Consider the following 22,028-nt stretch of genomic DNA (forward strand, 5'->3'; position numbering starts at 1 on the left):
TCACATACTCTATTCTGCTGTTGTAATGTAGCTTCGCGTTGTCACTTCCGTCGCTTTTCCATTTCGGTTATTGATGAGAACAGCGTTAAATGTAGTCGTTGTATTCGCCGGCATATCGATCGGTCCTGTATATTTTTCCGATGAAGCTGTCGGTTCAGATCCGTCTGTCGTATAATAAGCAGTATATCCGTCAGGTACTGTGATCGTAATCTTCTGAGGATCTGTATATCGGCCGGTAGACGGTGTCACCGCAGGGGCATCTGCAATGGGAAATTCAATCGTATATGTCTGAGATATCACTCCGCTCGGAATCCCTTTCATATTTACAACAATAGCGCGAATCTCCGTTGTTCCTTCTTTTTCCAGTAAGATAGGTTCTTTATATTTTTTCCCTGTCTTCGCAGTCGGATCTGTTCCGTCCGTCGTATAATAGATTTCACCTTCCGTATCCGAACTGATCGTAATCTCCTGAACCTCTTTGTATGTTCCCTCTTCGGGTTTAAATTCAGGAGCTTCACAAACATATTCGGACACCGAAGCCAATACGTTATCATCTTCACAGTCTTCAAGAAGAGATGCCACCTTTTCAGGCTGTTTTGTCTCCATATAAAAATCGATTGCTGCCTGATACAATTTTTCGTTTGTGGGCTGTGTTTCAATCGCGCTCAAATAAACATCTTCCGCACCGTCTGTATCATTTTGATCCAGATAAATTTCCGCAAGACCTACATATGCATCCGGTCTTGACTTATCTTTTATGATCGCACGATCGAAATATTTTTCTGCCGCCATATATTCTTTCTCATTAACTGCACGGTACCCTTTTTTCAGCATTCCTGTATAAGAATTCTGATATGCCACATAAATACCAAATCCGATCAATATAACAACTGCCGCCAGTGTAAGCAAAAGCCTTCTCCTCTTTCTTTTCGCCGCTTCCAGACGTTTTTGCTGCCGGGCTTGACGTTGTCGGCGCAGTTCTGCCGAATTTCTTTCAGTATTATTTGTACTTTTTCTCCGGTTTGAGCGAATACGCTCCATCTCGTCCTCGCTTAAAACACGGGTAGAATTAATATTTTTTGTCAGATCTTCTCTTCTGTATCTTCTGATATCATCTGTCCGTATCTGTCGTGTTGCTCCTTCAACCGACCCTCTTACTTCTCTTGCAAGTACATCATCCAGCGGGTTATAATCGGGAACAATCTGTACTTCGGCTCCACATACGGGGCAGATCATTTGATCATCAGGAATATTTGCTCCGCAATGCACGCATTTCATGCTCTTTCCTCCCGACCGCGTATTGTTTCCACACAATTATTCATCAACATGGCGATCGTCATCGGTCCGACGCCGCCCGGCACCGGAGTGATTGCCGAAACGACCGAAGATACATCTTCACAGTCCACATCTCCGCAGAGATGATTCTGTTCATCTCTATGCATTCCTACATCGATGACAACAGCTCCTTCTTTTATATAATCTTTTGTAATAAATTTTGCTTTACCGATCGCTACAATCAAGATATCCGCCCTTTTGGCAATACTCTTCAAATCTTTTGTTTTTGAATGGGCAACTGTTACAGTTGCATTTTCTCTGAGCAAAAGAGCCGCCATCGGCTTTCCTACAATATTGCTTCTGCCGATGATCACACATTCTTTTCCTTCAATCTCAATTCCCGATCGTTTCAAAAGTTGGATCACTCCTGCAGGAGTACATGACAAAAAACCTTTCTCTCCGATCCAGAGTCTTCCCACACTTACCGGATGAAAGCCATCCACATCTTTATCCGGAGAAATTGTACGGATAACCTTGTCCTCATCGATCTGTTTCGGCAGCGGAAGCTGCACAAGAATGCCGTTTACTTCCGGATCTTCATTCAATTTCTGTACAAGATCCAACAATGTTTGTTCCGATGTATCCTCCGGCAGTTCATATGACCGGGAATTGATCCCGACATACGCGCATGCTTTCTTTTTATTATTCACATATACAGTTGAAGCAGGGTCATTTCCCACCTGTATCACTGCAAGGCAGGCATTTATGCCTGCCTCTGTTAATTTTTCTACTTCGTCGCGCAACTCATCTTTAATCTGTTTTGAGATTGCTTTTCCATCAATAATGTATGGCATTTATTTCTCCTTTAAAACAAGCCTGTTATCGTTCCGTCTTCCGTAACATCGATTCCGTTTGCAGCCGGAACTTTCGGCAGTCCCGGCATCGTCATAACCGCACCTGTCAGCGCAACTACAAATCCTGCTCCGGCACTTACATATACTTCGCGGATGTGGATGTCAAAGCCGTGCGGTCTTCCGAGTTTTTTTGCATCATCAGACAAAGAGTACTGATTCTTTGCCATACATACCGGAAAACTTCCGAATCCCAATGATTCGATCTTTGCAATCTGTTTTTTTGCTGCCGGCTCATATACGACACCGTCTGCTCCGTAAATTTCTTTGGCGATTTTCTCGATCTTTTCTTCTAAAGAAAGGGAATCTTCGTAAAGAAGTTCAAAGTCTGATTTTTTGTTTTCCAATGTATCCAATACTTTTTCGGCAAGTGCAATACCGCCTTCTCCACCTTTTTCCCATACTTCGGACAAAGCAAATTCACAGCCTCTTTCTTCGCAGAACCTGCGGATAAATTCATTTTCCGCATCTGTATCTGTAACAAAAGAATTTAACGTTACAATAACAGGAACCTTATATTTTTGTATATTTTCGATATGTTTTTCAAGATTTACAATTCCTTTTGCGAGTGCATCCAGATTTTCTTCCGCTAAATCTGCTTTCGCAACCCCACCATTATACTTCAAAGCTCGTACAGTTGCAACCAAAACAACTGCATCCGGTTTGACATCTGCCATACGACATTTGATATCGAAGAATTTCTCTGCTCCGAGATCTGCTCCGAATCCCGCTTCTGTAATCGTAATATCACTTAATTTCAGCGCCATCTTTGTTGCGCGCACACTGTTGCATCCATGCGCGATATTTGCAAACGGTCCGCCATGTACAAGCGCAGGTGTATGTTCAAGTGTCTGAATAAGGTTTGGTTTCACCGCATCTTTCAACAAAGCGGTCATCGCCCCTGTTGCATGCAGGTCATCTGCTGTCACCGGCTCTCCCGCAAAATTATACGCTACAATGATTCTGCCCAGGCGAGCTCTTAAATCCGCAAGATCATCTGCAAGGCAAAGAATCGCCATAATTTCAGACGCAACTGTAATAACAAAATGATCTTCCCGCACCATTCCATCCATCTTATTTCCAAGTCCTACAACAATGTTTCTCAGCACACGATCATTCATATCCAGACAGCGTTTCCATACAACCTGTCTCGGGTCGATCTGAAGTTCATTTCCCTGCTGAATGTGATTGTCAAGCATCGCCGCAAGCAAGTTATTTGCCGACGTGATTGCATGAAAATCTCCCGTAAAATGAAGATTCAGATCTTCCATCGGCACAACCTGCGAATAGCCGCCGCCTGCCGCTCCGCCTTTGATTCCGAAACAAGGTCCTAAAGATGGTTCTCGAAGTGCAATAATCGCATTTTTATTCAATTTCGCCATTGCCTGACCTAAACCGACAGATGTTGTCGTCTTGCCTTCGCCTGCCGGAGTTGGATTAATGGCTGTCACAAGAACAAGCTTTCCGTCTTCACGATCTTTAATCTTCTCCCATAACTCATCTGAAAGTTTTGCTTTATACTTTCCGTAAAACTCCAGCTCGTTCTCCTCAATTCCTGCCCGTGCCGCCACATCCTTGATGTGTTCCATTTTTGCTTCCTGTGCGATCTGAATATCTGTCTTCATTTTCTACCTCCTAATTTCCCTTTTGTAAATAGTTTTCAAACTCTTCCTTTGTCATTAATACTTTTCTCGGTTTTGTTCCTTCTTCAGGACCTACAACTCCGGCTTGGGCAAGCTGATCCATAATCCTTGCCGCCCGGTTAAACCCGATTTTAAACATTCTCTGAAGCATTCCGATAGATGCTTTTTCTTTTTCTATAATAAGCTTTCCGGCCTCTATAAAATATGTATCACGGTCATCACCGTTTTCACCTGCCTGCATTCCATTTCCCGATGACACAATATTAGTGACCATATGCTCTTCCAGTTCATTATTATAAGAAACTCTTTCACTGTGATTGATCAGATAATCGACTACATTTTGAACTTCTTTATCTGATACGAATGAACCTTGCACACGAACGGGTTTCGGATATCCTGACGGATAAAAAAGCATATCCCCTTTACCGAGCAGTTTTTCCGCGCCATTCATATCTATAATTGTTCTTGAGTCAACACCTGACGAAACCGAAAATGCAATACGAGAGGGCATATTTGCTTTAATAAGACCGGTAATGACATTGACAGATGGTCTTTGTGTCGCAAGGATCAAATGCAGTCCTGCCGCCCGCGCAAGCTGTGCAAGACGACAAATAGCACCTTCTACCTCTCCCGGAGCAACCATCATAAGGTCTGCCAGCTCATCAATAATAATTACGATCTGAGGAAGCTTTTTCTGAATATCCTCTCCTGTCTGACCTTGTTCTATCTTTTCATTAAATCCCTTCAGATCACGCACGTTATAATCAGCAAACAGTTTATAACGCTTCTCCATCTCTGCTACAGCCCAGTTCAAAGCACCTGCCGCTTTTTTCGGATCTGTTACAACAGGGATCATCAGATGCGGAATCCCGTTATATACGCTCAACTCCACAACTTTCGGATCGACTAAGATCAGTTTGACTTCTTCCGGATCCGCTTTGTAGATAATACTCATGATCAACGTATTGATACAAACTGATTTTCCCGATCCGGTTGCTCCTGCCACAAGAAGGTGCGGCATCTTCGCAATATCCGAAACGACTACTTTTCCCGCAATATCTTTTCCGACCGCAAACGAAATGGGAGAAGCGCTTGCCTGAAATTCTTTTGATTCCAAAAGATCACGAAGCATAACCGCTGTATTCTCACTGTTCGGCACTTCAATTCCCACTGCCGCTTTTCCCGGAATCGGAGCTTCGATACGAAGATCCGCCACTGCAAGATTTAATTTAATGTCATCTGAAAGACCGACAATCTTACTTACTTTCACCCCTTGCTCCGGCTGCAGTTCATATCTTGTAACGGACGGTCCACAACTTGCATTCGTCACATGTACGCCAACTCCGAAATTGCGTAATGTCTGCTCTAACTTAAGCGCCGTAGCTCTAAGATGCGCATCTGAATCTCCACCGGCTTTCCTTCCTTTTTTCAGAAGACTGATCGGAGGTGTATGATAAACAGGATGTTCCTTCTGCTCTTCTATTCTCACCGCATCGGCCACGTTCTGAGTTTCCCTTGCCACTGCTTGGGAATCTTCTTTTTTGTTTTTTCTTCCTGACGTATTTTTCTGATTCTGAAGATCCTCTTCTGCCTTTTCTTCTAAAGGCGTGAATGTATCTGTCTGCTGCAAAGCCTCATACTGCTGTTCTTTCCCCTCTTGCCGAATAGGTTCTGCTTCCATAAAAGGTTCTTCACGATTAATGACAAATGCTTCGTTATCAGGTATCAATTCGCACACATCCGGCGATTTATTCTTCCTTCTGCCTTTTTTCGGTATTTCTGCTTCAGACATAAGAGTCGTTGCAAATGAAACACCGGACACTTTATGATCGATCCTTTTCTCCGGCTCGTTTTCTTCTTTTTTCAAAGATTGTCCCGATTTCCGACTCTCAGACAGTGTTTTTGACTCTTCCTTTTGCTTTGCTCTTAAAACTGCCGTCTCCTGACGTTTCCTTCGCACATCCTCATATGCTCTTTTACTTTTTCGGCCGATCGGAGCTAACAATGATTTTTCTGTAATCAATATGATGCATATCACCGATAAAACAACTAAGACAACATATGTTCCTATCTTCCCGATCAAAGGGCAGAGCATACTAATCATACAGCCTCCGGTCAAACCTCCGGCATTATGATGCTCACTGGCAGCAGTATAGTATGAAATCAGTTTTGTTCCCGGCGTATAAGAATTAAATATCAATTCCAGTATTGCCGTCAAAAATAAGAACAAAAATACTCCTGCCGCGATTTTTATATAAGCATGTGTATTTCCTCTGTTTGAAATAAAAAAAGCGGCGGCCGCAAAAACAAGAAACGGCAATACATATGCCATATATCCAAACAAACCAAATAGTACAGAAGAAACTGCCTCCCCCGCAATTCCGCCAATACCAAAATTACTCAAAACAAGCAGAATGCACACTGTCAATATAACAAGTATCGTAATTTCCCCCGCAAGTTCTGTATTTTTTGCATTGCTGCTTTTCGCTTTCGTTCTCGTCTTTTTCTTTGATCTTGTATTTTTTCTTCCTTTTGTAGTCTTGGAAGCCATATAATTCCCCCTTGGTAATTAAACATACTATGTTTAGTATATCATCATTTGAAAATCATGTCATCAAATTTTTCTCTTGTTTCTCTTTCTCTTTGTCGATCAATGAGTGAAGCTTTGCAAAAGCCTCTTTGATTCCTCCGACCTCATCTATCATCCCTTCCTTTACTGCCTGCTCTCCTTCAAGCATTGTTCCTACATCTTTTACAAGCTGCGAAGAATCAAGCATTAATTCTAAAAGCCGATCCTGAGTGATGTTAGAATGAGACGCAATGAATTTTGTAATACGATCCTGCGTTTTTTCCATATTTCGATAACTTTGCATCACTCCGATAAACATTCCGGTAGAACGCACAGGATGAACGATCATCGTACCCGTCGGCACAATAAAGGAATAATCTGCCGACACAGCCAGCGGGCCTCCGATTGAATGACTTCCCCCAAGTACGAGCGACACCGTAGGCTTGCTTAAAGATGCGATCATTTCAGCTATTGCCAGTCCGGCTTCCACATCGCCTCCAAGCGTATTTAATAAAATTAAAACTCCGTCTGTTTCATCATCTTCTTCTATCTGTGCAAGTCTCGGAAGAAGATGTTCGTATTTCGTTGCTTTCGTGTTTCCTGAAACACTGTCATGACCTTCGATTTCCCCTATGATCGTCAGTAATTGAATTCCGTATTTCGAACCGCTCTCTTTCATATTAAGAGTTCCCATTTCTTTGATCTCGTTATTTTCGTCTTCTCTTTTTTGCTGCTCTTCAGCCATTTTGCCTCCTCCTTCATACCGCAAAAAATATTCGTATCAAAAGATATCCGATATCTTTAAAATCAGTATGAAAAAAATCGAGATATTTTATGCAGTTTTGGAGGAAACAATTTTCCAAAAAACACATTTCAGAATTGTAGGCAGTCACCAAAGTATAGGTGGGGAACAAACTTTCACTCGTCGTCTATACAAAAAATGGCACAGATGTAAATTGTATACATCCATACCATTTTTTAAGAATTATTTTAATGCCTGCTCTACATCGGCAATAATATCTTCGGCGTTCTCGATTCCTACACTGAAACGGATCAAATCCGGCTGAACTCCCGCCTCTTTCAACTCCTGCTCGTTCATCTGACGATGAGTATGGCTTGCCGGGTGAAGCACACAGCTTCTTGCGTCCGCCACATGGGTTACGATTGCTACCATTTTCAATTTATCCATCATTTCCACAGCTGCTTCTCTTCCGCCTTTCAGACCGAATGTCAGCACTCCGCACGTACCGTTTGGCATATATTTCTGTGCCAGATCATAATACTTATCTCCTTCCAACGACGGATAACTTACCCAAGCTACTTTATCATGTCCTTTCAAATACTTTGCAACTTTCAACGCATTCTCACAATGTCTTGGCACTCTTAAGTGAAGCGTTTCAAGTCCGATATTCAGCAAAAATGCATTTTGCGGCGCCTGAATGGAACCAAGGTCTCTCATAAGCTGAGCTGTTGCCTTTGTAATATAAGCGCCTTTTCCGAATTTTTCTGTATATACAATTCCGTGATATGTCTTATCCGGTGTCGTAAGTCCCGGAAATTTATCTGCATGGGCATTCCAGTCAAAATTGCCACTGTCAATGATCGCACCTCCGACACACGCCGCATGGCCATCCATATATTTTGTTGTAGAGTGGGTAACAATATCTGCTCCCCACTCAAACGGACGGCAGTTAATCGGTGTTGCAAACGTATTATCCACAATAAACGGAACTTCGTGTCTGTGCGCCGCACTTGCAAATTTTTGAAAATCAAGAACAACAAGAGCCGGATTGGCAATCGACTCTCCAAACACCGCTTTTGTGTTTTCTCTAAATGCAGCCTCCAGTTCTTCCTCAGAACAATCCGGATCTACAAATGTAGCATCTACGCCCATTTTTTTAATTGTATGAGCATAAAGATTATATGTACCGCCATACAAAGCCGACGCGCATACGATATGGTCTCCCTGTTCCGCAATGTTCATAATTGCATAGAAATTCGCCGCTTGTCCGGAAGATGTCAGCATCCCCGCATATCCGCCTTCAAGATCGCATATTTTGGCAGCAACCGCATCGTTCGTCGGATTTTGAAGACGCGTATAAAAATATCCCGACTCTTCAAGATCAAACAGTCTTCCCATCTGCTCGCTGCTCGTATAACGAAATGTAGTGCTCTGATAAATCGGAAGTACTCTTGCTTCTCCGTTTCCGGGTTCATATCCCGACTGTATACATTTTGTTTCGATTCTGTAATCGCTCATCTTCTTTGTCCTCCTGCGTTTTTCCTGTTTGTATGCCTGCATTCCCTGAATCGCCTATTCATTCCAGTTATGATATACGTCCTGGACATCATCGTCTTCTTCGAGAAGATCTAATGTTTTCTGGATATTTTTAATATCCTCTTCACTTGTCAAATCGACATAAGTCTGAGGGATCATCGTAACTTCCGCTCCTGCCATTACAATTCCCGCCTCTTCTAATTTCAGACGCACTTCACTAAATGCAGCCGGATCTGTCAAAATTTCAAAACTTTCCTCTTCTTCCGCGAAATCTTCCGCTCCCGCATCCAGTGCAAGCATCATCAGTTCATCCGCATCCATGCTGCAGTCTTCTTTTGCCACAAAAATCTGGCCTTTCTCATCAAACATAAATGATACACAACCTGGCGTGCCTACGTTTCCACTTCCTTTTGTAAACGCGTTGCGTACATTTGAAGCTGTCCGGTTTTTATTATCTGTCAATGTTTTTACGATGATTGCCGTTCCGTTCGGACCATATCCTTCATATGTAATATGCTCGTAATTATCGCCCGCTCCTTCGCCTGCTGCTTTTTTAATATTTCTCTCGATCGTATCATTCGGCATATTATTCGACTTTGCCTTTGCAATAACATCGCGCAAACGACTGTTATTTGCCGGATCCGGTCCGCCGCCTTCTTTTACCGCCACAGCAAGTTCTCTTCCGATCTTTGTAAAAATCTTTCCCTTAGCCGCATCGTTTTTTTCTTTCTTATGTTTAATATTTGCAAACTTTGAATGTCCAGACATATAAATTTTCTCCTCTTCTTTTTCTCTTGTACAGTCCGTTTCGCTCAACCGCACATTTCGCTTTACAATTTTATCACTCTTTTGATCTTCTGTAAAGAAGTCAGAACAGTCTATGTAGCAATTTCAAGACTGATCCTTATTGCTTTATCTACTTTCTGCATCATTGCACTGTCTATATGACAGACATATTCTTTCAGCCGCTGCTTATCGATCGTACGAATCTGTTCTAGCAATATAACAGAATTTTTTACGATTTTATAATCTCTTGTACTGATCTCTATATGAGTCGGCAGCTTCGCCTTATTCATCTTTGATGTAATCGCCGCACAGATCACAGTCGGACTATGTCTGTTTCCGACATTATTCTGTATGACAAGAACAGGTCTTACCCCTCCCTGTTCCGAACCGACAACAGGACTTAAGTCGGCATAAAAAATGTCTCCGCGTCTGATCATCAAATTTTTCACTCTCCGATTTCATACTAATATTCTCCTCATAACCTCCCGGTCATGTTCATTTATCAGTATTCCCTTTGTCATCGGATGTATTCACCAAACAATTACTTCATCAGATCAAAATCACCGCCTGTGTAAACCCTCGGAATCCGTTTTCCGAGACAACAGACAAATTCATAGTTAAATCTTCCGCTTAATTTTGACAATTCCTCTACTGTTATTTCATCTTTTCCGTCTTTTCCGATCAAAACAACCCGATCCATAAATGCCGCCCCCGGTATATCGGTCACATCTACCATGAACTGGTCCATACATACTCTTCCTACGATTTTTGCCCGCTTTCCTCTGATAAGCACACTGCCTTTATTAGAAAGAGAACGTGGATATCCGTCTCCGTATCCGACCGGGATCGTGGCAATTTTCATCTTTTCCGGAGCAACAAATGTTCCCCCGTAGCTAATCGGTGTTCCTGCCTCTACTTCTTTCACAAATGTAATATGACTGATCAATGAAAGAGCCGGTTTCAGATGAACATTGCTCTTTTGCACTTCGTCTGACGGATACATTCCATATGTAGAAATGCCTGCTCTTGCAAGATCATGCTTCAAATTAGGAAAATCAATGATTCCGGCGCTGTTATCACAGTCATAATACGTAATATCTACATTCCGTTTTTCCAACTGTTCCTTCATCCACAAAAAACGTTCATGCTGCTTTAACGTATATGATTTTTCTTTTTCATCTGCTTTGGCAAAATGAGTAAATAACCCTTCCATATGTATATTCGGAAGTTTACTGATCTCCTCGATCAAATTTACACTTTCGCTATTTACAGGAAATCCTATCCGTCCCATTCCGGTATCGATCTTAATGTGGAAATAAGCATTTTTCCCCTGGCGAACCGCTTCGTCTGACATCCCTTCCGCCATCTCTTTTGTGTAGACAGCCGCACGGATCTCGTTTTTTATCATCGTTTCATATTGATCCGGAAAAACACAGCCAAGTACAAGGATCGGTTTTTTAATTCCTTCTTTCCGAAGAGACACCGCTTCTTCAATACAGGCGACGGCATACCCCCATACATATGAAAATGTTTCAAACATCCGCGCAATCGGAACAGCGCCATGCCCATATCCGTCCGTCTTGATTACAGCGATCAGACGCGCCTCTTTTCCGATTTGATCTTTCATCTGTTCCATATTATAAGCGATTGCGTCCAGATCAATCTGCGCGCATACCCGATTATGTTGATCCATGTCCTTACTCCTTATATCACTCATCTGTTTCTCTTTTTGATCTGTCAAAGCCTTTCTTCCGCATTCTTCAAACATTGCCCTATCCCATCGATCAGATCTCTTGCTAAAACACTGTAACTCCCTTTCTTTTTTCTTGCTTCATCTCCGCCGCATGCATGAAAATATACCCCTGCCGATACAGCGTCGAAAATATCTGTTTTCTGAGCAGCAAGCCCTGAGATCATTCCGGCAAGAACATCCCCCGATCCTGCTTTTGCCATGGCGCTGTTTCCCGCGAGATTCAAAAAAGGATGATGTCCTTCCTTCATAACGACAGTTCTGCTGTCTTTTAACGCACATACAACCTGATATTGTTCCGTAAATTCTTTCACGACAGAAAAACGACGTTCTGCAATCTGAGGGATCTCTTTATTGATCAATCTTGACATTTCTTTCATATGCGGAGTCAAAATCACATTGGGAACTCCCTGCAACTGTTCCATATCCATACTGAGAAGATTTAGTCCGTCTGCATCGATAATACACGGACAAGATCGGAGTTTTTCTTCTTCACTGCCATTTTCTCTTAATATTTCCATCGTCTTTTTCAAAAGCCGGCTCGCAAACACACTTGTTCCAAGTCCGCATCCGATGCATATAACATCTGCCCATTGAATCAATTTTTCCAGTTCTTTATCATCAGGCTTTCCGGCCGTTTCGTTATAGCACGATATAATTGCTTCAGGGAGCAATTCCTGTAAAACAGTCCTGTTTTCTTCCGCCGTATAAATCTGAACAAGTCCGGCGCCGACCGCATATGCGGCCTTTGCCGACAAATACGCGGCGCCCGCCATTCCTTTACTCCCGGTAATCATTAAAATTTTTCCATAATCTCCTTTGTGAGAATCCGCTGCTCGTTTTGGCAAAAGCAAAGGAATATCTTCCGGATCATATGTAATACATACATCTTTGTTTTTTTCAAAAAAAGAAAGATCGATTCCGATCGGAACTGATACTGTTTCCCCGGCATACAGTTTCCCCGGAAATAATTCGCATCCCAACTTCACACACTCCATAGAAACTGTAATATCTGCACGAAATGCAATTCCCAAAACTCTGCCGCTCTCCGCACATATGCCGGATGGAATGTCGATCGCTGCTTTTTCACACTTCTTATCATTCATCCATTCAATTACAGTATGGTACCTGCCCTCAATAGCCCTGCTCAATCCTACGCCAAACACAGCGTCAATTATAACAGTATATTCCTTTTTAGGAAAATCTGTGAACACAGAAATGCCCAGCCGTTCTGCAATTTGCTTCTGCGTCCGGCATTCCTCGCTCATAGACGCATCTTGCCCTACAAATAATACTTCTGCACAAAAACCATATTCCTTCAATATACGTGCAGCCGCAAATCCGTCTCCGCCGTTATTTCCGCTTCCACATACAACAAGTGTATCTGAAAAATCTACTCCTCTGTCTTTCAAAACTCTAACTGTTTCAAGCGCAGCCCTTTCCATCAATACGAGTGACGGAATCCCTACTTTTTCAATCGTATATGTATCTGCCGCTTTCATCTGCGCTCCATTGGGAAGATATCTCATTGATCTCACCGCCTTTATTATGCTGTTTAAATGGGAACGCCCGCAGTTTCCTGCGGGGTTCTGTCTTCAAGTATCTATTTTTTCTGTCCGCCTTCTCGCTGACTGATATTATAAGACAATTTCATAAGACTGTCTGAAAGATGTACACTTTCCACAATCACATCTTTCGGAAGGTTTAAATCTGTATGTGCAAAATTCCATATAGCCTTGATTCCATTCGCAACGAGAAGATCCGCAACTTCAATCGCTTTTGACTTCGGAATCGTCAGTGCGGCGATCTCTATGTCATTATTTTTCAAAAAATCTACCAGTTCATCCATCATGCGCACTTCGATTCCCCGAATTGCCATTCCCTCAAAACGTGGATTTACATCGAACAGACTTTTCAAAACAAAGCCGCTCCTCTCAAAAGAAGCATAATTTGCGAGCGCCTGTCCCAAATTTCCCGCTCCGATAATAATAAAATTATGCGTTTTATCAAGTCCCAATATCTTGCCGATCTCTGTATAAAGATACTTCACATTATATCCATACCCCTGCTGTCCGAATCCGCCGAAATTGTTTAAATCTTGACGAATCTGAGACGCCGTTACATTCATCTTCTTACTCAGATCATTGGAAGAGATCCTCTCGACCCCGATTTCAAGCAGATCTCCCAAATACCGATAATATCTCGGCAGTCTTGAAATTACCGCTCTGGATATTTTTCTACGCTCCACGTTTATCACCTTTCCACCGCGCCGTCTATACTCGCGCTTGTATCTATATTGTTTCACACGTCGGACGTACCGACACTTCCGTTCCATTATATAAAATAGTTAATATTATGTCAATTTTTACTTTTTATTTATGTTATTAACTTGTGATAATGTCTCCTTAAGATTCACTTGAGGTTTTGTCTCTTTTTGGTATTCTATTAAAGCTATGAAAGAAGGTAAAATTACATTGTCACAAGAACAACTGAAAACGCTGACTGTCATCAACCGTTTCATTGACAAGTCTATTTCCAGACAACAGGCTGCTGAACTTTTGGGTCTCTCCACACGCCAGATCACACGCTTAAAGAAAGGAGTCCTTACCTCTGGCGCTCAATCCCTCATTCATAAAAATACCGGTAGAAAACCCGTTCACTCCGTTTCTGACGAATTGAAGGAAGCTGTCCTTAAGATTTATTCCCGCCCAGAATTCTCTAATGCCAACTTCCTCCATTTCAAAGATATACTCTCTGCAGATTTCGGAATTCAACTTTCCTACTCTGCTCTTTCCAGTATACTAAAAAATGCTGGTTTTGAAAGCCCTAAAAAGAAAAAAATCCGACACCGCACACATCGGCGCAAACGTAAGCCCCATCCCGGACAGCTCATCCAGATCGATGCCACGCCTTACGAGTGGTTTGGGGGAAATATCAAATACGCCCTTCATGGTGCTATCGATGATGCTACCGGGCAGGTCGTCGGACTTTTCCTGACACAGAATGAATGCCTTTACGGTTATCTGGAAACCATGCGTCAATGCTGCTCTGATTTCGGCATCCCACAGACGGTTTATTCTGACAACCATACCATCTTCCGTTCTCCTAAAACCGGAAAGCTGACTGTTGATGAACTAATCGCAGGCAAGACTGTCCATCTTACCCAGTTCGGACGTTCCCTGCACGAATTGGGCATTGACCTTATTTTCGCAAAGACTCCTCAGGCAAAGGGGCGGATTGAACGTTTATGGGTCACACTGCAGAGCAGGCTCCCTGTTGAGTTCGCAAAACGTGGGATTACTACTGTGTCAGAAGCAAACCGTTTTCTGGAAACAGAGTACAGGGAACTTTTCAATCAGAGGTTTGCCGTTGAGCCGGAAGCAGAGTCTATTTTTGTCTCTGCCGCAAAAGATTTGAATCTGGATTCCATCCTTTGTGTAAAGCACACGAGAAAAACAGATGCAGCCGGGACATTTTCGTTTAAAAATCGGTGTTTTCAAATCCTAGATGAGGGATTTCCGATTATCAATGCCCGCCGTGAGATCACTGTATTAATTAACCCACGTTTTGGAATTCGTGTAGAGTACGGCGGACGAATCTATAATACCATCCGTTATCTGAAACCTCAGAACAAAAATGCCAATACAGAAGTTCCCCAAAAAGTGTCAAAAACAGTAGAACCACACCTTCAGCTGCGTCACAGCAGTGATGAATGGAAAGCAATCTGGTGGATGGAGGATTATAATCTGTCACTTAAATTTTTATATGAGCTATTTTTCGAGAAGCAGCAGTCAGCTTCATAAAAGGGCATTAGCCCTTTTATGAAAGTGACATTTTTTCAAATAAATTTCTATATTAAAAAGTGACATTTTCATAAGTTATTGACATTTTTACTTTTTATTTACAGGACATTCAGCTATAATAGATTGGAAAACAGACCATTACTATAATCGTTATTATGAAAGAGGAATTATATCATGATACTTGCATGTCATAATCTTAAAAAATCATTCGGAGACCGAATCATTGTCGATACCGGATCTTTTCATATAGAGGAACGTGAAAAAGCAGCTCTTGTCGGGGTAAACGGCGCCGGAAAATCAACAATCTTCAAAATGATCATCGGAGAAGAACCTTCTGACGGAGGAGAAATAATCCTTGCAAAAGGCCGCTCAATCGGTTATCTTGCCCAACATCAAAACCTGATTCCAAACGGTACCATTTACGAAGAACTTCGATCTGCCAAAGCAGACATCATCGAAATGGAACAACAGCTTCGCTCAATCGAACACGAACTACAATCATTATCCGGAGAGGAATTAAATGCCCGTCTCGAAACATACAACCGCCTTCAGTCGCAATTTGAATCTCAAAACGGATATGCGTGTGAAAGTGAGATTATCGGTGTGTTAAAAGGACTTGGATTTACCGAAGAAGAATTTTCAAAAAAAACAGATACTTTATCCGGTGGACAGAAAACCCGTGTCGCCCTCGGGAAACTTCTTCTTACCGATCCCGACATCCTGCTCCTCGACGAGCCTACAAACCATTTAGATTTAAATTCGATCTCATGGCTTGAAACTTATTTAATGAACTATAACGGCGCTGTATTCATCGTATCTCACGATCGCTTTTTCTTGAATCGAGTAGTTACAAAAGTAATTGAAATTGAAAACGGCGCTCTTTCTATGTATATGGGAAATTACCGCGCCTACTCTGAAAAAAAACAGCAGATCCGTGATGCGAAACTAAAAGAATATTTCAATCAGCAGCGTGAAATCAAACATCAACAGGCAGTAATCGAAAAACTTCGCTCTTTCAATAGGGAAAAATCCATCCGCCGGGCAGAAAGCCGTGAAAAATTATTAGAAAAAATCACCATTGTAGATAAACCTCAAGAGGCAGTCCGGGAAATGCATTTTTCTCTGGAACCGTACTGTGTCAGCGGAAACGATGTACTGACAGTTGAGCATCTTTCAAAACAGTTTGATACCCAACTCCTTTTTCAAGATGTCAGTTTTGAGATCAAACGCGGGGAGCATGTAGCTGTCATAGGAGATAACGGAACAGGAAAGACAACGCTTCTAAAGATATTAAATCAAGTGATCAAAGCCGACAATGGCTCTTTCACTCTCGGAGCCAAAGTACAGATCGGCTATTACGATCAGGAACATCATGTTCTTCATGATGATAAAACGATATTTGAGGAAATATCCGACGACTACCCTCATCTTACTAATACAGAGATTCGAAATACATTGGCTGCATTCCAATTTACGGGAGATGAAGTATTCCAAGTAATCCATTCATTAAGCGGCGGCGAAAAAGGAAGAGTATCACTTGCAAAACTTATGCTTTCCGAAGCAAATTTCCTAATTCTTGACGAACCTACAAACCACCTTGACATCGCCTCGAAGGAGATACTTGAAGAAGCCCTGAACAATTACACCGGAACGATCCTCTACGTTTCCCATGACCGTTACTTTATCAACAGTACTGCTTCCAGAATACTGGAACTTGTCAATCAGACTTTTGTAAATTATATCGGAAATTATGACTACTATCTCGAAAAAAAGGATGAACTGACGCAAACTTACGCCTCAAGTCAGATACAGAGGCAAGTTTCCACTTCTCAAAACGGCAGTGAAACACTTCCTGCCGATGGAGCTTTTTTATCAGATTCCAAATTGAGCTGGCAAGAACAAAAAGAACAGCAGGCAAAAGAACGAAAGAGAAAAAGCGAACTCAAAAAAACAGAAGATGAAATCGCACTTCTCGAAAACAGAAACGGAGAAATTGATTTTCAAATGACATTGGAAGAAGTATATTCTAACTCCGTGAAATGTCAGGAACTTTCAACCGAGCGAACTAAGAACGAACTCCGTCTTGAAGAATTGTACGAAAAATGGGGAGAACTTGCCGAATAATATATTCTACAAGATAAAAAGGCAGGAAAGAAAGGAATGCATCCCATGGCAGCATTGAGACTATGAAGAAAAGTCTGTAAATATGATCTTCTATGATAAGAATGGGCGATAGGCTTAAACAAAATCAGCTTTTCGCCCTTGCTTTATATATAACAGTTACAAAATTGCATGTCAACAGCAGGCGGGTAATCCGCCTGTTTTTCTGCTTTTTTTATTACTCTGGCAAGCGACCTTCATACATGATACTTAACTCTCCATAAACCTGAGCCCAGTTCCGGATTGTTGCAGTCCATTTTTTTGTAGCTTCAAAGGTAGCCAGATAAAGGGCTTTTAAAAGGGCTGTATCGCTTGGAAAGACGCTTCTCTGACGGTTCAGCTTCCGATAAGTGGAATTCAGAGATTCAATGGCATTTGTTGTATAAATGACCTTTCTAACCGCTGCTGAAAACTTGAAGATTGGGGAAATAGCATCCCAGTTATCCTTCCAGCGTTTCATGGAATTCGGATATTTTGCAGTCCATTTTTCCATTACCCGATCCAAAGCTGCCAAAGCTTTCTTTTCATCCGCTGCCTGATATATCGTTTTCAAATCTGTGGCAAATGCTTTTCTGTCTTTATCTGGAACATATTTCAAGGTATTTCGCACTTGATGAACGATACATCTTTGATATTCTGTCTTAGGAAATGCTGCCGCAATCGCTTCTTTGATACCTGTGAGTCCATCTGCACAAATGATCAGGATATCTTTTACACCACGATTTTTTAATTCGTTTAAGACGGAGAGCCAATACTTGGAACTTTCATTTTCTCCAATACTGATAGTAAGCACTTCTTTCTTACCTTCCGCATTAATCCCAAGAATGACATACGCAGCAAGCTTCCGGATCACTCCATTATCACGGACGGAATAGTGAATCGCATCAATATACAGGATTGGATAAACTTCATCTAATGGCCGATTCTGCCAGTCTTCAATTTGTGGGAGAATCTTGTCTGTAACATCTGATATAAAACCTTCGGATGTTTCAAAACCATAAATATCTTCGATTGTTTCTGAAATCTGCCGGGTTGTCATACCTTTTGCATACATAGAAATAATCTTCTGATCGATATCTGAAATGTCTTTCTGACGTTTCTTTACTACTTGAGGTTCAAAAGTTGATTTTCTGTCTTGTGGAACTTCAATCTCCATAGAACCATAACGACTATTCACTCTTTTTCGCTTATAACCATTGCGATAATCACCGCTATCAGAACGTTGTGATTTTTCATATCCCAAGTGGTCATCCATTTCCGCTTCCATCATCTCTTTGATGGTTCCACCAAGAAGATCTTTCAGCGCATCCTGGATATCTTCTGCTGATTGGATATCGTATTCTTTCAAGAGCTGGTGAATGATGTTACGTTTTCCTTCTGTCATTTGTACTTTGTGTACAGGTTTCTTTTCTCTTGCCATAATAAAAGGCCTCCTTATGATAAAATATTTTACCATAGAAGACCTTCTAAAACATTATTTACAGAAAAAGTTTCACATTCTCGCAGCATTCCTTTCTTTCCTGCTCTTTCATCATCTTTTTTGCTGTTTTCCAAACAAAACACACAAATATTTTACAGATCAAAAATAAGATTCCTATCTTTCATTTCCCATACAGAACACAGCTACTACACCCGGACCTGTATGACTTCCTATCACTGTTCCGATATTGTTGATCAAAATATTTTCAACACCCATCTTCTCACGTACAAGTTGCGCCACATATTCCGCATCTTCGATACAGTCTCCGTGAGTAATCATAATCAAATCATTCTCCCAGCCTTCTGACTGTTTTACTGCCATATCTACAATTTTATTCAAAGATTTTTTACGTCCTCTTTCTTTTCCGATCACCTGTAATTTTCCTTCATTATCCATATGAATGATCGGTTTGATCTGGACAAGCGTTCCGAGAACTGCCGTTGTTTTAGATACACGACCTCCTCTATGAAGATGATTCAGATCATCCACCGTCACATTATGGCAAATATGAAGTTTATTTTCTTCTGTCCACTTTGCAACTTCTTCTATCGTCTTGCCTTCCGCCTTTTTCTGCAGCGCTTTGTGTAATAGTAGAGCCTCTCCCATGCAGGCACAAAGCGTATCGACTACGATAACTTTTGCCTCAGGATATTTTTCTTCCAACATCTCCCCTGCAAGACGCATACTGTTTAAAGTTCCGCTTAAACCGGACGAAAACCCAAGATGTAAAATATCCTTTCCTTCTTTCACAAATGGTTCTAATGCTTCCATAGCCTCTTCCGGATTCACTTGCGAAGTAACAGACATCTTCCCCTCGCGGAGTTTCTCAAAAAACTCTTTTGCAGTCAATCCTTCCATATCTGTATAGGTTTCTCCGTCAATCGTATATTTTAATGCAACAACCGGAACATGTCTTTCTTCCAACCATAATTTCGGCACATCAACCGTGCTGTTTACTGTAATCACATAATCTCTCATTTTTGCATGCCTCCTGTACAAATATCAGAACACAGATAATTTCTGTATTCTTATATTTACATATAATACCATTTTTTTAGACATTACGCAAAATTTTTTAACAAAAATTAAAATTTGTAATAACAGTTCTTCCATACACAAAAACTTGTCTGCCGCAAAAACCGAAAATCAATTTAATTTTACATTCATATAATTTCGTCCTGATAATGTCTTATTAAATACAAGGAAACAAAACACCAAAATACACCCAATTATAAATCCATACAGATTGAAACATGCCGTCAAAACCAAAAGAAGAAGACGCATAAATTTTAGCGCGTATCCTAATTCAAAATTAGGCTGTGTATAATTTGCCACAGCTACAAACGCCATGTACAGCATCACCTCACTGTTGAACCAACCGGACTGTACCGAAAATTCGCCCATCACAATACCCGCAATCACGCTAAGAGGCGTACTCAACATTGTCGGGGTATTCATTGCCGCCAGACGAAGTCCGTCAATCGACAATTCTAAAATAATAAACTGAAAGACAAGCGGAATATTTACTGTATCCTGCACCTCTACAAAACGAAACACTTCAGGCAGCCATTCAATATTCTGCATAAATAATAAATATAATGGTGTAAAAAATACCGTTGCAACTGTGATCAGCGTTCTTGTAATCTTTAAATACATTCCTGTTACTGTCGGAAAATAATAATCATTTGCTTCCTCTATCATATCAAAAATCGAAGTAGGAAGGATCATTGCCGACGGAGAATTATCTACAAGAATTACAACTTTCCCTTCAAAAAGACATGCCGCTGCCGTATCCGGACGCTCTGTATATTTAAATTTAGGAAAAGGATTAAACCATTTTCGTTTAAAAAGAGCTTCTGCAAGGCTTTGCTGATTCATCCGCAGATCATTTAATTCCAATGTTTCAATCCTTTTCTTTAAGTTTTGTAAAAGTTCCTTATCCACTCTGTCTTTCATGTAACAAATCGCAATATCTGTACGCGAAGACTGCCCTGCCTCCGTCATCTCCATGACAAGATGCGGATCCCGAATCCTTCTCCGCATCAGTGCTGTGTTAAATACGATTGTTTCTACAAATCCGTCTCTTGATCCGCGAAGCGATTTATCCTTATCGGGTTCATCGACTCCTCTCGCCGGATATGTCCTGCAGTCAAGAGCAATACATTCCTTATATCCATCAATAAACAGGCAGGCAGGACCGGAAAGGACGTTGCGGATCACCTGATCAAAATCTTCCAAGATTTCTACTTCCACATAAGGAACATGTTTCTGAATAAACATTTCTGCATCTTTCGGCATATCCTGTTCGGATACAGAAAGAAAGGAGTCCATGATCTTTAACATTGCTTCATCTTTTATAAATCCATCAATGTAATAGAACACAGACGCCTTTCCGCCTATTATGATCTCCCTTCTGATAATATCAAAACTTTCCTTAACCGGAAGAATCTCATTCATATATCTTATATTTTCTTCAAATGAACTGTTTAACTTTTTCGTATTTTTTTCTACCATAGAAACTTCCCCTTTTTTCTGCCGGATACCGACAGTACATTTTCTATGGTTAGAATACCCTTTTTTTATTTTTTTATTCGATCGGCTTTTTAATATATTATTTCTTTTTACGCTATAACGGTTTACCATGCTAATCAACGGATTCTTCAAGATATCCGGCTTTTTTCATTTTCTCGATGACCTGTTTCTGTCTCTGCCGTGCAAGTTCGGGACTGGCTGTAGGATTATAGTTTGTCGGAGCATTCGGCACTCCGGCAAGAAGGGTACATTCGTCAAAATTCATCTCCGACGGAACTTTACCAAAATAGCCGTTTGAGGCATCCGCCACGCAATAATATCCATTTCCAAAGAAAATAGAATTTACATACAACTCAAAAATCGTATCTTTGTCAAGCTCGGACTCGATCTTAAACGCCATAAACATTTCCGCCACTTTCCGTACGATCTTCTTATCCTGCGTAAAATACTGATTTTTTGCAAGCTGCTGGGTGATCGTGCTGCCGCCTTCTACATAAGCTCCCGCTTTGATATCATTAAAAAAGGCTCTTCCAACCGCAATCGGATCGACCCCGAAATGGTCATAAAACCGTTTATCTTCCACTGACAAAACAGCATCAATATAAGTCTGCGGCAATTCATCTATCGTCGTATAATTCGGCTGCTCTTCAATTCTTGCAGCCATCTCTTTCACACTTTCTTCTGACAGAGCCTTTTTATACTCCTCATAGCCTTTATATCCAAGAACTCCCCCTGCAATGATTACACATAAAAAAATAAAAGAAAGCAGTCTTTTTATTATTTTCATCTGAAACGTATCCTCCTCTTTCGTAAAAGCATTTCCCCGCTGCATATTCAATAT

At 41.3% G+C, this 22,028-nt stretch carries 17 protein-coding genes; 2 read left to right on the forward strand and 15 right to left on the reverse strand.

Annotated features, from left to right (window positions below; genetic code table 11):
• Positions 1–9: 9 nt before the first annotated feature.
• The 11 genes from ACH9UM_RS05090 to ACH9UM_RS05140 form a co-directional block, all read right to left on the reverse strand.
• A complete protein-coding gene (locus ACH9UM_RS05090; RefSeq protein ID WP_004847805.1) occupies positions 10–1,278 on the reverse strand; it encodes a chitobiase/beta-hexosaminidase C-terminal domain-containing protein in 1,269 nt (422 codons plus the stop codon).
• The gene (folD, locus tag ACH9UM_RS05095) at positions 1,275–2,129 is read right to left on the reverse strand and encodes a bifunctional methylenetetrahydrofolate dehydrogenase/methenyltetrahydrofolate cyclohydrolase FolD (protein ID WP_004847804.1); all 855 of its coding nucleotides are present in this window, start codon (positions 2,127–2,129) and stop codon (positions 1,275–1,277) included. The genes ACH9UM_RS05090 and folD overlap by 4 nt, the downstream gene beginning before the upstream one ends.
• A gap of 11 nt (positions 2,130–2,140) precedes the next feature.
• Positions 2,141–3,811, reverse strand: a complete 1,671-nt coding sequence (locus ACH9UM_RS05100) for a formate--tetrahydrofolate ligase (RefSeq protein WP_004847802.1) — start codon at positions 3,809–3,811, stop codon at positions 2,141–2,143.
• A gap of 10 nt (positions 3,812–3,821) precedes the next feature.
• On the reverse strand, positions 3,822–6,380 hold the full coding sequence (locus ACH9UM_RS05105; protein ID WP_004847801.1) for a DNA translocase FtsK: 2,559 nt from the start codon (positions 6,378–6,380) through the stop codon (positions 3,822–3,824).
• 55 nt (positions 6,381–6,435) lie between these two features.
• Positions 6,436–7,143, reverse strand: a complete 708-nt coding sequence (locus ACH9UM_RS05110; RefSeq protein ID WP_004847799.1) for a ClpP family protease — start codon at positions 7,141–7,143, stop codon at positions 6,436–6,438.
• Positions 7,144–7,383: 240 nt separating this feature from the next.
• Complete coding sequence (locus ACH9UM_RS05115; protein WP_055159349.1) at positions 7,384–8,658, reverse strand: O-acetylhomoserine aminocarboxypropyltransferase/cysteine synthase family protein; 1,275 nt, start codon at positions 8,656–8,658, stop codon at positions 7,384–7,386.
• A 54-nt stretch (positions 8,659–8,712) separates the two neighbouring features.
• The gene (locus ACH9UM_RS05120; RefSeq protein WP_004847796.1) at positions 8,713–9,444 is read right to left on the reverse strand and encodes a YebC/PmpR family DNA-binding transcriptional regulator; all 732 of its coding nucleotides are present in this window, start codon (positions 9,442–9,444) and stop codon (positions 8,713–8,715) included.
• Positions 9,445–9,554: 110 nt separating this feature from the next.
• Positions 9,555–9,899, reverse strand: coding sequence for a type II toxin-antitoxin system PemK/MazF family toxin (locus ACH9UM_RS05125; protein ID WP_004847794.1), 345 nt, complete (start codon positions 9,897–9,899; stop codon positions 9,555–9,557).
• Positions 9,900–10,003: 104 nt separating this feature from the next.
• Positions 10,004–11,155 carry an alanine racemase gene (gene alr, locus ACH9UM_RS05130; RefSeq protein WP_009242187.1) on the reverse strand — a complete coding sequence of 384 codons (1,152 nt, stop codon included), beginning with the start codon at positions 11,153–11,155 and terminating at the stop codon, positions 10,004–10,006.
• A gap of 44 nt (positions 11,156–11,199) precedes the next feature.
• Positions 11,200–12,741, reverse strand: a complete 1,542-nt coding sequence (locus ACH9UM_RS05135; protein ID WP_022003054.1) for a bifunctional ADP-dependent NAD(P)H-hydrate dehydratase/NAD(P)H-hydrate epimerase — start codon at positions 12,739–12,741, stop codon at positions 11,200–11,202.
• A 74-nt stretch (positions 12,742–12,815) separates the two neighbouring features.
• Positions 12,816–13,460 carry a redox-sensing transcriptional repressor Rex gene (locus tag ACH9UM_RS05140; RefSeq protein WP_009321095.1) on the reverse strand — a complete coding sequence of 215 codons (645 nt, stop codon included), beginning with the start codon at positions 13,458–13,460 and terminating at the stop codon, positions 12,816–12,818.
• Between the two features lie 226 nt (positions 13,461–13,686).
• Here ACH9UM_RS05140 and ACH9UM_RS05145 point away from each other — a divergent pair, with 226 nt between their 5' ends.
• Positions 13,687–15,015, forward strand: coding sequence for an ISNCY family transposase (locus ACH9UM_RS05145; RefSeq protein WP_009321027.1), 1,329 nt, complete (start codon positions 13,687–13,689; stop codon positions 15,013–15,015).
• Positions 15,016–15,189: 174 nt separating this feature from the next.
• Complete coding sequence (abc-f, locus tag ACH9UM_RS05150) at positions 15,190–17,139, forward strand: ribosomal protection-like ABC-F family protein (RefSeq protein ID WP_022003055.1); 1,950 nt, start codon at positions 15,190–15,192, stop codon at positions 17,137–17,139.
• Positions 17,140–17,353: 214 nt separating this feature from the next.
• Here abc-f and ACH9UM_RS05155 read toward each other — a convergent pair whose 3' ends face one another.
• The 4 genes from ACH9UM_RS05155 to ACH9UM_RS05170 form a co-directional block, all read right to left on the reverse strand.
• On the reverse strand, positions 17,354–18,595 hold the full coding sequence (locus ACH9UM_RS05155; protein WP_009321026.1) for an IS256 family transposase: 1,242 nt from the start codon (positions 18,593–18,595) through the stop codon (positions 17,354–17,356).
• A 174-nt stretch (positions 18,596–18,769) separates the two neighbouring features.
• Entirely contained in the window at positions 18,770–19,633 is an 864-nt protein-coding gene (locus ACH9UM_RS05160; RefSeq protein WP_004845867.1) for a DegV family protein, read from the reverse strand.
• A gap of 168 nt (positions 19,634–19,801) precedes the next feature.
• The gene (locus tag ACH9UM_RS05165) at positions 19,802–21,169 is read right to left on the reverse strand and encodes a spore germination protein (RefSeq protein ID WP_009242190.1); all 1,368 of its coding nucleotides are present in this window, start codon (positions 21,167–21,169) and stop codon (positions 19,802–19,804) included.
• 130 nt (positions 21,170–21,299) lie between these two features.
• Positions 21,300–21,974, reverse strand: coding sequence for a transglycosylase domain-containing protein (locus ACH9UM_RS05170; protein ID WP_022003056.1), 675 nt, complete (start codon positions 21,972–21,974; stop codon positions 21,300–21,302).
• Between the last annotated feature and the right edge of the window lie 54 nt (positions 21,975–22,028).

The sequence above is a fragment of the Mediterraneibacter torques genome (genome assembly GCF_044591705.1).
GTDB classification, from domain to species: Bacteria; Bacillota; Clostridia; order Lachnospirales; family Lachnospiraceae; genus Mediterraneibacter; species Mediterraneibacter torques.

Bases quoted from the DNA above. Each gene is read 5' to 3' on its own strand.
- ACH9UM_RS05125 (WP_004847794.1), bottom strand. From the start codon at position 9,899: ATGATCAGACGCGGAGACATTTTTTATGCCGACTTAAGTCCTGTTGTC.
- ACH9UM_RS05120 (WP_004847796.1), bottom strand. From the start codon at position 9,444: ATGTCTGGACATTCAAAGTTTGCAAATATTAAACATAAGAAAGAAAAA.
- ACH9UM_RS05110 (WP_004847799.1), bottom strand. From the start codon at position 7,143: ATGGCTGAAGAGCAGCAAAAAAGAGAAGACGAAAATAACGAGATCAAA.
- ACH9UM_RS05165 (WP_009242190.1), bottom strand. From the start codon at position 21,169: ATGGTAGAAAAAAATACGAAAAAGTTAAACAGTTCATTTGAAGAAAAT.
- ACH9UM_RS05170 (WP_022003056.1), bottom strand. From the start codon at position 21,974: ATGAAAATAATAAAAAGACTGCTTTCTTTTATTTTTTTATGTGTAATC.
- ACH9UM_RS05155 (WP_009321026.1), bottom strand. From the start codon at position 18,595: ATGGCAAGAGAAAAGAAACCTGTACACAAAGTACAAATGACAGAAGGA.
- folD (WP_004847804.1), bottom strand. From the start codon at position 2,129: ATGCCATACATTATTGATGGAAAAGCAATCTCAAAACAGATTAAAGAT.
- ACH9UM_RS05135 (WP_022003054.1), bottom strand. From the start codon at position 12,741: ATGAGATATCTTCCCAATGGAGCGCAGATGAAAGCGGCAGATACATAT.
- ACH9UM_RS05105 (WP_004847801.1), bottom strand. From the start codon at position 6,380: ATGGCTTCCAAGACTACAAAAGGAAGAAAAAATACAAGATCAAAGAAA.
- abc-f (WP_022003055.1), top strand. From the start codon at position 15,190: ATGATACTTGCATGTCATAATCTTAAAAAATCATTCGGAGACCGAATC.
- ACH9UM_RS05115 (WP_055159349.1), bottom strand. From the start codon at position 8,658: ATGAGCGATTACAGAATCGAAACAAAATGTATACAGTCGGGATATGAA.
- ACH9UM_RS05090 (WP_004847805.1), bottom strand. From the start codon at position 1,278: ATGAAATGCGTGCATTGCGGAGCAAATATTCCTGATGATCAAATGATC.
- ACH9UM_RS05100 (WP_004847802.1), bottom strand. From the start codon at position 3,811: ATGAAGACAGATATTCAGATCGCACAGGAAGCAAAAATGGAACACATC.
- alr (WP_009242187.1), bottom strand. From the start codon at position 11,155: ATGGATCAACATAATCGGGTATGCGCGCAGATTGATCTGGACGCAATC.
- ACH9UM_RS05160 (WP_004845867.1), bottom strand. From the start codon at position 19,633: ATGAGAGATTATGTGATTACAGTAAACAGCACGGTTGATGTGCCGAAA.